This is a genomic window from Protofrankia sp. CiT1 (genome assembly GCF_917627335.1).
Taxonomy (GTDB): Bacteria; Actinomycetota; Actinomycetes; order Frankiales; family Frankiaceae; genus Protofrankia.
Genome location: NZ_CAKJTP010000084.1, coordinates 8,894 through 18,169 on the forward strand (window position 1 = coordinate 8,894; position 9,276 = coordinate 18,169).

Here is a 9,276-nt window from a genome sequence, read left to right on the forward strand (position 1 = left end):
GACTCCGGGAGCACGCCGTAACGTGGTCTCATGAGCGTCGTGAAGATCAATGTATTGACCGTTCCGCCCGAGACGCGGGCCGCCCTGGAGCGGCGGTTCGCCGGCCGGGCGGGGATGGTGGAAGCGGCCGACGGTTTCGAGTGGTTCGAGCTGCTGCGTCCGGTGGAGGGCACGGACGCCTACCTCGTGTACACGCGTTGGCGTAGCGAGGAGGATTTCGGGAAGTGGCAGGCGTCGAACGCCTTCCAGGCGGGGCACGCCGCCGCCGCTACGGATGCCGCGGGTGAGTCGCCGGCAGCCCCCGCGGCTGGTCATCCTGGCTCGGGCCGCCCCGGGCCGGAGGCGGCTGGACCCGGTGGGCCGGCCGCGACCGGGGCGCAGCTGTGGTCGTTTGAGGTGGTGCAGGCGGCAGCTCCCCGGAGCGCCTGAGCGCCTGAGCGCCTGACCGCTTGGCTGCCTGCCGGACCGCCAGTCAGCGCATCCGGTGGCTGGCGTCCTCGACCTCGCCCACGAACTCCTCCACCACGTCCTCAAGCGCGACGACCCCGATGGTCGTGCCAGCCGGCCCGGGGACGCGCCCGAGATGGCAGCCGGTCCGTTGCAGCAACCGCAGTACCTCGTCCAGCGGCAGGTCCGGGCGGATCTCGGCCATGGGCCGGAGCCGGCGCGGTGGCAGGGGGTCGTCCCGGGCGTCGCTGTGGATCCCGAGAACGTCCTTGGCGTGGATAAAGCCGGCGATCATGACGCTCGCCGCGGCTGGGCTACCCGGCGTCGTCGGCGTAAGGGGGGCCCGATCGGTGCCAGCGGCGTCGGACGGGCCCGGCGCCCGGACCGGAAACCGGGAGAAACCGGTCCGAGTGACCAGGGCTTCCAGCTCGGCCGCGCTGACTGACCAGGGCACGGCCACGACCTGATCAATATTGATCATGACTGAGCGGGCTGTTCGCTCGGGCAGTTCCAGCGCGCCGGTGAGCAGGTTGTGCTCGTAATCCTCCAGCAGCCCCTGCTGCCGGGATTCAGCGATCATGATCGCGAGCTGGTCCGGGGTGTAGGCGGTGCTGAGCTCGGCCACCGGTTTGATCCGGACGAGCCGGACGCAGCCGTTGGCAACCGCGTCGAGAAAGAGGATCAACGGGCGGGCCAGGCGCGCGAACCGGAGCAGCGGCGGCGCGAGCCGCAGCGCGGCCTGTTCCGGCCTGGCGAGGGCGATGTTCTTCGGCACCATCTCGCCGAGCACGATGTGCAGGCAGACGACGATCGCCAACGCGGCCGCGAACCCGATCGGGCTGTACAGGCTCGCGGGGACCCCGAGCGCCCGCAGGCTCCCGTCGATGAGGTGAGCGACCGAGGGCTCCGCCACCGCGCCGAGGCCCAGTGAACAGATCGTGATACCGAGCTGGGACGCGGCAAGCATCGGAGACAGGTTCTCGATCGCCGTGATGGCCGTGCGGGCATGGCGGTCGCCCGCGGCCGCCATGGGTTCGATCCGGTCGCGGCGGGCCGAGATGACGGCGAACTCGGCGCCGACGAAGAAGGCGTTGCCGGCCAGGAGGACGACCGCGCCGATGAGGCTGAGCAGGATCATCGGCGTGGTCACCCGGTCCGGTCGTTCCCACCGGAGCGGGGGCCGACCGCCGCAGCCGCATCCGCATCAGGCCCCGGATGCTTTGGATGTTCCGGATGCTTCGGATGTTCCGGCGCGAGGGCTAGGCGGATGCGGTCGATGCGGCGGTGGTCCATCCGCTCGGTGGTGAGCCGGTGGCCGGCCACCTCGACCTCGTCACCGACGCCGGGTATCCGCCCCAGCCGGTGCAGGACAAGGCCGGCGAGCGTTTCGTACGGGCCCTCGGGCAGCGCGACGCCGGTGCGGTCGGCGACCTCGTCCAGGCGGAGCAGCCCGGAGAGCACCCAGCTCCCGTCCGCGCGGGCGGTCGCGTCAGGCGTCCGCGGGGGGTCGTACTCGTCCGCGACGTCGCCGACAAGTTCTTCGACGAGGTCCTCCAGCGTGACCACACCGGCGATGTCGCCGTACTCGTCGATGACGATCGCGAGTTGCAGGCTGTGGCTGCGCAGCGTGGTCAGGAGATCGTCACAGCCCAGCGAGCTCGGTACCACTGTCGGTGGGACCATGATCTGGCTGATCGACGTGGCCGGGCGGGCCGGCGGGGGGACGCCGAAGGCGTCCTTGACGTGAACGACCGCGAGCACATCGTCGACATCGGTGGCATCGGCCGCGGTAGGCGGCACCGTGCCGCGGCTGCCGGGGTGCCGCAGCACGGGGAAGCGGGAGTGGCCCGAGCGCTCGGCTACCCGCAACAGGTCCGCCACGCTGTCACCGGCATGGAGCGCGACCACCTGGACGCGGGGTGTCATGATGTCCTGCGCGGTGCGCTCACGCAGCCGCAGGGACCTGCGCAGCAGCGCCGCGGTACCGCCAGGCAGCGTGCCCTGTTCGGCCGATGAACGCACCAGCCAGCCGAGTTCGGACGGGGAGCGGGCGGACCGCAGCTCATCCCGCGGCTCGATGCCGAGCGTCCGCAACAGGCGGTTGGCCGACCCGTTCAGGAGCACGATCACCGGCCGGCAGAGGCGGGAGAAGAGCAGCTGTGGCCCGGCCACCCGTTCGGCGACGGCCAGTGGCGCGGAGATCGCGACGTTCTTCGGGAACAGCTCGCTGAGGAGCATCTGTGAAATCGTGGCTATGAGCAGGGCAATGACCACAGCGGACGCGTGGGCGACCCCGTTCGGGAGGCCGACCGTAGTGATCACCGGGGTAAGCAGGGATGCCAGCGCCGGCTCGGCGAGGTAGCCGAGCAGCAGCGAGGTCAGCGTGATGCCCAGCTGCGCGCCGGAAAGCTGGAACGACAGCGAGTGCACGGCGCGAAGTACCCGTGCGGCGCGGTGGGAGCCGTCCGCCGCGGCCTGTTCGAGCTGGCTACGGTCGACCGCCACCAGCGCGAACTCGGCGGCCACGAACAGCCCGTTGCCGACGATGAGAACAATGATTATCAGTAGGCCGAGAATATCGTTGATCATTGTTGGCGTGGATACCCGCCACAATCATGGCCGGGGCCGGATGTGGCTGGCCTAGGTACGGCCGCGAGCGCGGATACCCTGAGCGCGGGTGTCCTGGCCGACCGGAGATCTCGCCTGCGCGGCCGGCCCGTCGGCGCGCTGGGTGTCATCTCCTCATCCTTGCCCACCGTGAGCGCTCATAGGCCTGCCGTCAGGCGGATTCGGCCTGCCGTTCGATGGGACCGCCGTCCAGCGCGCTGGGCAGCGCCGCGTCAGCGGTCTGGGTGGTGGCGGAACGGCCGCGACCGCCCCTACGGCGGCGGCGGCGCGGGGCCGGCTGGCCGTTCGTGACGCTGTCAGCGCCATCGGGGCCGAGCCCGTGATCGAGCCTGTGATGATCAATATCAAGGTCGTCCGGGAACAGCGCCATCGCTGGAACAGCTGGAACAGCCGTCGCGGGCTCGAGGAACAGCGCGGCCGTAGGCGTCCGGCCCGCGTCCGTACGGTCGGTCGTGGCGACCGCCGCGACCGCGGCGCCGGCGCCGCGGGTGCGCCGCCGCGTGCGGGTGGTGCGGGCACCAGCGGGTCGATCGGCAGGCGGCTCGGCTGAGGCCGCGTCGGACTGGTCACTGGCCCTGCGCTGCCGGCGCCGCCCGCCTCGACCGGTTTCACCGAGGTCCTCGACCTTTTCAGCCGCGAGCCCGGCGCGGGTACGGGATGCGTGCGGCAGCACGCCAAGCGCGTCCGCGGGGATCTCAAGATCCTCAAACAGGTGCGGGGAGGTCGAGTAGGTCTCGACCGGCGTGTCGAAGGACAGCCCCAGCGCCCGGTTGACCAGAGCCCACCGTGGCATGTCGTCCCAGTCGACGAAGGTCACGGCCACGCCGCTGCCGCCGGCCCGGCCGGTACGGCCGATGCGGTGGAGGTAGACGTTCTCGTCCTCGGGGCACTGGTAGTTGACCACGTGGGTCACCCCGCCGATGTCGATGCCGCGGGCCGCCACGTCGGTGGCGACCAGCACATCGATCTTGCCTGTCCGGAACGCCCGCAACGCCTGCTCACGTTGGCCCTGGCCGATGTCACCGTGCACGGCCGCGGTGGCGAAGCCCCGCCGGGCCAGGTCATCGACGACCTTGTCAGCGGTGCGCCGGGTCCGGACGAAGACGATGGCCAGCCCACGGCCGTCGGCCTGCAGGATCCGAGCCAAAACTTCGATCTTGTCAAGCGCGTGGGCGCGGAAAACGTGCTGCTGGATGTCTGGGACGGTGCGGCCCTCGTCCGGGCGTTCCGCCGTGACGTGGACCGCCCGCCGCATGAACCGGCGAGCCAGTGCCACGACCGGCCCCGGCATCGTCGCCGAGAAAAGCAGCGTCTGGCGGATGTCGGGGATCTGGGCGAGTATGCGCTCGACATCCGGCAGAAAGCCGAGGTCAAGCATCTCGTCGGCTTCGTCGAGAACGAGCATGCGCACCGCCGTGAGCGCCAGGGCGTTCTGTCGGGCCAGGTCGAGCAGCCTGCCAGGGGTACCCACGACGATGTCCACGCCCGAGCGCAGGTCCGCCAGCTGTGGTTCGTAGGCACGCCCGCCGTAGACCGAGAGCACCCGCAGATCGCGGTGCGCGCCAGCCCGGCCGATGTCAGCGGCGACCTGAACGCACAGCTCACGGGTGGGAACGACCACCAGAGCCTGGGGGCGCCCGGTGGCGCCCTCGGCGCGGCTGGTTACGGTCTGCACGAGCGGGATGCCGAAGGCGAGGGTTTTGCCGGTCCCGGTGCGGGCTTGGCCGATGAGGTCGGAGCCGGCCAGCGCGAGGGGGAGCGTCAGTTCCTGGATGGGAAAGGGGGAGATGATGCCCTGGTCACGCAGAGCCTCGACGATCTCTTCGCGGACACCGAGAGCCGCGAAACCGGGCGCCGACGCGGCGGCGGCTGAGGCCACCGTCCTGCCGGTGCTGGGAAAGTTCGTGGGCTCCTCGTGCGGGGGTGCGGTGGTTTCAGTCGAAACGGACAGCGGGATGCTCCTGGTCTGCTATGAGCGGGATCCGACGCCGCACCCGCTCGCGATATCTACCGGCGGGGTCCGCTGACCCGGGGTGGGGCGACGCCCGCGCGGGCCGGAAGTGGTCTTGTCAACCCCCGGCTGATGACAAGGATAACCTGAGGATGGGCCTCCGCGACATGTTCCGGCACAATGACCTTCGGTGGGGTGGGTGCCGGCCGGGGGATGACGCGCCGCGAATGCCTGCGCCAGCAGGCGTTCTGGCCGTGCCATCCTGTCGACATATTTCGGGGCGGTTCGTGCCGGGCGATACTGAGGTGGTCAGCGATGACGGACAGGACGGGTGTATCCGATCGGGCTGCCGCGTCCCGGATCGCCGTCATCGATCTGCTGGGTTTGTTGGCCTTCGGTGAACTGACCGCGTTCGAGCGGCTGGCCACGGACGCGCGGATGGCTCCCACGCTGCTGGACAAGATCGCTCTCGCCCGGATGGCGGCGGCCGAGTTCGCGCATTTCGAGACCGTTCAGGAGCATTTGCTGCGCATGGGCGCGGATCCCGAGGAGGCCATGGGGCCGTTCGTGGTCCCGCTGACGGTTTTCCACAACCTCACCGCGCCGGCGGACTGGCTGGAAAGCCTGGTCAAGGTGTATGTCGGTGACAACATCGTTGCCGATTTCTACCGTGAGATCGCGTCGGTGCTCGCACCCGACGCCCGCGAACTGGTCCTCGACGTCCTGGCCGACACGGGGCACGCGGCGTTTGCGGTAGAGCGCGTCCGTGCCGCGATCGAGGCGAATCCGACTGTGGCTGGCCGGCTCGCGCTGTGGGCCCGGCGGCTGATGGGGGAGGCGCTGACCCAGGCCCAGCGGGTGGCGGTGGACCGGGAGGCGCTGACCGGCCTCTTGGCCGGCATGGGTGACCTACAGGCGTTGGTGGACATGTTCGATCGGATCGCCCAGGCGCACGCGGCGAGGATGGAAGCGCTCGGCCTGTCAGCGTGATGCCGAGGACTTTCCCGCTCCCCGGCATCACGCAGCGCGGACGCCTGTTCGCAGCCGCGTGACGGCCACCACTAGCTGAGGTGGCGGTCCGCTTCGGCACTGACCGAGTTCAGAGCGAGCCGAAGCCAACCCGACGCGTCTCGGCCTCGGTGATCTCGATATAGGCCAGCTTCGCGACCGGGACGATGACCTGACGGCTCTTCTCGTCCACGAGCGTGAGCAGGCCCAGCTCCGACCCGATCGCGTCAGCGACCGCCTGGGCCACATCCGCCGACGACTGGCTGCTTTCGATTACCAGCTCACGCCCGACGTTCTGGATGCCGATCTTGACCTCCACCAGCGATGACCTCCGCGTTCGATTGACCAGCCAGGGCAATCGCGCTTTGGCGCGATCTGTCGCCACGATAGGGCCTGCGGCGGGCGGGGGGGTAGGCGGCCCCGGCCGTGTTCGCTGGAGGCGTCAGTCCTCCCGCGCGTCAGTCCTCCCGCTCGTCGGCATGGTCCGGTGACGCGGGGTCGGCGTCGTCGACGTTGCGGCGCGGGTAGCCGGCGAGGCCTCGCCAGGCGAGCTCGACCATGGTTGCCACAGCGCGCTCCTTCTCCACCGTCCCGCCGGTGACCAGCCACCAGCGGGCTCCCGTCTCGGCGAGACCCACCAGCCCGATGGACAGCAGCTCGGCCTCGCCGGGACCGACACCGGTGTCCGCGGCGATGACGGCGGCGATGGCGTTCGCGCACTCGGTGAAGCTGTTCTCCACCCGCTTGCGGACGGCGGGCTCACTGCGTAGGTCGGACTCGAGGACGAGCTGGTAGGCCCCGCTGGGATCGTCGACGAAGTCGAAGTAGGCCGCGATGGACCGGGCGATCCGGGTGTGGTTGTCGGTGGTGGAGGCAAGCGCCCGGCGGACGCTTGACAGAAGTGAGTAGGCCTGCTCGTCCAGCAGCGCCAGATAAAGATCAAGTTTTCCGGGAAAGTGCTGGTAGAGCACGGGCTTGCTGACGCCCGCACGCTCAGCGATCTCATCCATCGCGGTCGCGTGATAGCCCTGGGCAACGAAGACCTCGCGCGCGGCGCCCAGCAGCTGGAACCTGCGTGCTGTCCGGGGCAGCCGTGCGGTCTTGCCTGTCCGCGGTTGCGGTGCGGACGGCCCGACGGTCACCGGCGCACCTCCTTCGCTGCCCATCGGCACATTCGCCAGCTACTTTCCCACATGGCAGGACCCTGATCGGCGGGTCGAGCCGAGCCAGATTGAAGATTTTTATGCGGGGGCCGTGGGCGGCGCAGGAAAAATCTTGGCTGCGCCGTCTTCGGCCGGTCGTTCTTACCGGTACTCGTCCTCGTCCTCGTCCTCCACGGCGATGCGCTGCTGCGCCGCGTCGTACTCGGCAACCTCGAGGGGGAAGGCCCATGCGGACGGCGGCACCGGCGGTTCACGGGTCGAGATCTCGCGAGCCTGCTCCGCGGCATCGGCGTCGGGCACATCCGGACGGTCGAGAATGTCACGCACATCGAGCGGGAGGTCCGTCGGTGAGCTCATGGCTTCCTCCTGTCAGCGCCTGCGGCTTGTGATCGCCTGTCGGTAGGCGGTGGCCGCGCGGACGTCTTGGAACTTTGCATCTCCGCGCCGGCCGCACCTGGCAAAGGGGCAAAAAGATCGCCGTGTTCTTCGACTCGATCCGGTATGTCGCCCACCATGAATACCAGGTCAGCCGGATGCTGGCAGAACGCGGCCCCGTCCCGGGCGGCGGGGTGGAAACGACCGGGCGGGTCCCGCTGCCCGCGGCATGATCGGTGCGTGCCGGTGGAGACACGCTGCCTGATCGCCTGATCGCCTGATCGACAAAAGATCATGACTGGCCATCGGGTACGGCATTTTGTCCTGATGGGCGGCGCCGCTGGCGGGTCGGTTCACTGGCGCAGGTAGCTGGTGTAGGTATCCGGTCCGGTCGGCCCGCGCCCGATGAGCCGTTCGCCGGCTGGCTGCTGCCCGATCGGGCCGGGCCCGGTGCCCGGATGCCTGCCATGGGTCCATCTCTTGTACCCATACGCCTTCCATACTTCGCCGGAGTGGGAGAGCATTGTGATGCGAGTGTTTTTGTTGGGCATGAATCGTGATTTTTAGGGAAATCGACGATTCGGGGATCATGCAAATTGGAACGTTCCGTGAAGATGCTAATACTCACGGTAAGGGGCGGGCGTGCGATCGATCTGGAAAGGCGCGATCTCCTTCGGTCTTGTCTCGATTCCGGTCAGGCTCTACTCGGCCACCGAAGAGCGGGACGTGTCGTTCCATCAGGTGAGACGCGACGACGGGTCCCGCATCCGCTACAAGCGGGTGGCCGCGGCGGACGGGGCTGAAGTTCCGTACTCTGAGATCGCCAAGGGGTACGAGCTGCCGTCCGGGGAGACCGTCGTGCTCACCGATGAGGACTTCGCGAACCTGCCGCTGTCGACCTCCCACACGATCGACGTGCTGGAGTTCGTCCCGCCGGGGCAGGTCGACCCGATCTATTTCGCCAGGAGCTACTACGTCGAGCCCGACCGGACCGGGATCAGACCGTACGTGGTCCTGCGGGACGCGCTCGAGGAGTCGGGGCGGATCGCGCTCGTCAAGGTCGCTCTTCGCCAGCGCGAGCAACTGGCGACCATGCGGGTTCGCGACGGGGTGTTCGTCCTGTCCACGATGATCTGGCCGGACGAGGTGCGTGCCCCGGAGTTCCCGTTCCTGATTGATCATGTTGATCTTCGACCGCAAGAATTGATCATGGCGCAGGCGCTGATCGACACGCTGTCCGCGGACTTCGACCCGACCCCGTACACCGACGGGTACCGGGCGGCGTTGCAGGCCGTCATCGAGGCGAAGGTGTCCGGGAACGAGATGGTGACCCCGCCGGGTGGGGGACAGCCGGTCAGCGCCGCGGGTGATCTGGTGAGCGTGCTCACGGCCAGCGTGGCGGCGGCGCGGGGGAACCGGGCTGGCGCGCGGTCGGGCGCCGGCACCGAGCCCGGCGCGGGCGCGAGCGGCACCACCCCGGACACAGCTTCGATGGCGCACGGCGCGGGTTCTGGCGGGAACGGTGCCAGCGGCGGGGACGGTGCCAGCGGCGGGGACGCGGAAACCCAGCCGAAAGCCACGGGCGGCCGCGGCACGCGCGCGAAGAAGGTGGGGGCCACGGCGAGGTCCACGGGTTCGGCAAACCGCCGCCGCAGCGCCTAAGAGCGCCCGAGAATAGGACTGTCCGGCTCGCGGCTCCCCGCG

Annotated in this window: 11 protein-coding genes; 4 read left to right on the forward strand and 7 right to left on the reverse strand. The window is 69.4% G+C overall.

Annotation, left to right across the window (positions count from 1 at the left end; genetic code table 11):
* Nucleotides 1-30 precede the first annotated feature (30 nt).
* Nucleotides 31-429, forward strand: a complete 399-nt coding sequence (locus MJ785_RS14230) for an antibiotic biosynthesis monooxygenase (protein WP_239381285.1) — start codon at nucleotides 31-33, stop codon at nucleotides 427-429.
* A gap of 43 nt (nucleotides 430-472) precedes the next feature.
* Here the strand turns inward: MJ785_RS14230 and MJ785_RS14235 are convergent, their stop codons facing one another.
* From MJ785_RS14235 to MJ785_RS14245, 3 genes are all read right to left on the reverse strand, one after another.
* Nucleotides 473-1,585 carry a hemolysin family protein gene (locus MJ785_RS14235; protein WP_239345799.1) on the reverse strand — a complete coding sequence of 371 codons (1,113 nt, stop codon included), beginning with the start codon at nucleotides 1,583-1,585 and terminating at the stop codon, nucleotides 473-475.
* Between the two features lie 8 nt (nucleotides 1,586-1,593).
* Nucleotides 1,594-3,036, reverse strand: a complete 1,443-nt coding sequence (locus MJ785_RS14240) for a hemolysin family protein (protein WP_239309550.1) — start codon at nucleotides 3,034-3,036, stop codon at nucleotides 1,594-1,596.
* A 190-nt stretch (nucleotides 3,037-3,226) separates the two neighbouring features.
* Nucleotides 3,227-4,954 (reverse strand): DEAD/DEAH box helicase, encoded by a 1,728-nt coding sequence (locus MJ785_RS14245; protein ID WP_239381287.1) that lies wholly within the window; start codon nucleotides 4,952-4,954, stop codon nucleotides 3,227-3,229.
* A 387-nt stretch (nucleotides 4,955-5,341) separates the two neighbouring features.
* Between MJ785_RS14245 and MJ785_RS14250 the strand changes: the two genes are divergently transcribed.
* Nucleotides 5,342-6,016, forward strand: a complete 675-nt coding sequence (locus MJ785_RS14250) for a ferritin-like fold-containing protein (RefSeq protein ID WP_239309554.1) — start codon at nucleotides 5,342-5,344, stop codon at nucleotides 6,014-6,016.
* A 109-nt stretch (nucleotides 6,017-6,125) separates the two neighbouring features.
* Here MJ785_RS14250 and MJ785_RS14255 read toward each other — a convergent pair whose 3' ends face one another.
* From MJ785_RS14255 to MJ785_RS14265, 3 genes are all read right to left on the reverse strand, one after another.
* On the reverse strand, nucleotides 6,126-6,353 hold the full coding sequence (locus MJ785_RS14255; protein ID WP_239309556.1) for a DUF3107 domain-containing protein: 228 nt from the start codon (nucleotides 6,351-6,353) through the stop codon (nucleotides 6,126-6,128).
* 139 nt (nucleotides 6,354-6,492) lie between these two features.
* On the reverse strand, nucleotides 6,493-7,176 hold the full coding sequence (locus MJ785_RS14260; protein WP_239309558.1) for a TetR/AcrR family transcriptional regulator: 684 nt from the start codon (nucleotides 7,174-7,176) through the stop codon (nucleotides 6,493-6,495).
* A 162-nt stretch (nucleotides 7,177-7,338) separates the two neighbouring features.
* Nucleotides 7,339-7,554 (reverse strand): hypothetical protein, encoded by a 216-nt coding sequence (locus MJ785_RS14265; RefSeq protein ID WP_239309559.1) that lies wholly within the window; start codon nucleotides 7,552-7,554, stop codon nucleotides 7,339-7,341.
* A gap of 74 nt (nucleotides 7,555-7,628) precedes the next feature.
* Between MJ785_RS14265 and MJ785_RS14270 the strand changes: the two genes are divergently transcribed.
* Nucleotides 7,629-7,805 (forward strand): hypothetical protein, encoded by a 177-nt coding sequence (locus tag MJ785_RS14270; RefSeq protein WP_239309561.1) that lies wholly within the window; start codon nucleotides 7,629-7,631, stop codon nucleotides 7,803-7,805.
* A gap of 120 nt (nucleotides 7,806-7,925) precedes the next feature.
* Here the strand turns inward: MJ785_RS14270 and MJ785_RS14275 are convergent, their stop codons facing one another.
* The gene (locus MJ785_RS14275; protein WP_239309562.1) at nucleotides 7,926-8,123 is read right to left on the reverse strand and encodes a hypothetical protein; all 198 of its coding nucleotides are present in this window, start codon (nucleotides 8,121-8,123) and stop codon (nucleotides 7,926-7,928) included.
* A 91-nt stretch (nucleotides 8,124-8,214) separates the two neighbouring features.
* Between MJ785_RS14275 and MJ785_RS14280 the strand changes: the two genes are divergently transcribed.
* The gene (locus MJ785_RS14280; protein WP_239381289.1) at nucleotides 8,215-9,234 is read left to right on the forward strand and encodes a Ku protein; all 1,020 of its coding nucleotides are present in this window, start codon (nucleotides 8,215-8,217) and stop codon (nucleotides 9,232-9,234) included.
* The last annotated feature ends 42 nt before the right edge of the window (nucleotides 9,235-9,276 follow it).

Excerpts from the sequence above, each read along its gene's own strand:
- MJ785_RS14275 (WP_239309562.1), bottom strand. The coding sequence starts at position 8,123 with ATGCCCAACAAAAACACTCGCATCACAATGCTCTCCCACTCCGGCGAA.
- MJ785_RS14230 (WP_239381285.1), top strand. The coding sequence starts at position 31 with ATGAGCGTCGTGAAGATCAATGTATTGACCGTTCCGCCCGAGACGCGG.
- MJ785_RS14240 (WP_239309550.1), bottom strand. The coding sequence starts at position 3,036 with ATGATCAACGATATTCTCGGCCTACTGATAATCATTGTTCTCATCGTC.
- MJ785_RS14265 (WP_239309559.1), bottom strand. The coding sequence starts at position 7,554 with ATGAGCTCACCGACGGACCTCCCGCTCGATGTGCGTGACATTCTCGAC.
- MJ785_RS14250 (WP_239309554.1), top strand. The coding sequence starts at position 5,342 with ATGACGGACAGGACGGGTGTATCCGATCGGGCTGCCGCGTCCCGGATC.
- MJ785_RS14235 (WP_239345799.1), bottom strand. The coding sequence starts at position 1,585 with ATGATCCTGCTCAGCCTCATCGGCGCGGTCGTCCTCCTGGCCGGCAAC.